The organism is Glaciimonas sp. Gout2 (genome assembly GCF_035018905.1).
Taxonomy (GTDB): domain Bacteria; phylum Pseudomonadota; class Gammaproteobacteria; order Burkholderiales; family Burkholderiaceae_D; genus Glaciimonas.
The window spans coordinates 1-280 of record NZ_JASJXA010000147.1; the positions used below are offsets into that span (position 1 = coordinate 1).

A 280-nucleotide genomic window follows, 5' to 3' on the forward strand; every position below is an offset into this window, starting at 1 on the left:
TAGACGGTGGCTGGATCGCTACCGGCAGCGGCATAGTGGCTTCACCACGTATCAAATGCCGTGCCTTTGGCACTCGGCCATCGCAGCGGTCAGCACCCTGCCATGGCCGGCACGGGGTCAAATGCCGTGCCATAGACGGTGGCTGGATCGCTACCGGCAGCGGCATAGTGGCTTCACCACGTATCAAATGCCGTGCCTTTGGCACTCGGTCATCGCAGCGGTCAGCCCCATGCCCTGGCTGGCACGGGTCAAATGCCGTGCCATAGACGGTGGCTGGATC

The 280-nt window shown here is 62.9% G+C and carries 1 protein-coding gene; it reads right to left on the reverse strand.

Translation table 11 applies throughout. From position 1 onward, the window contains the following. A partial coding sequence (locus QN379_RS23540) for a hypothetical protein (RefSeq protein ID WP_323507781.1) occupies positions 1–187 on the reverse strand: 187 nt, incomplete at its 3' end. Positions 188–280 lie beyond the last annotated feature (93 nt).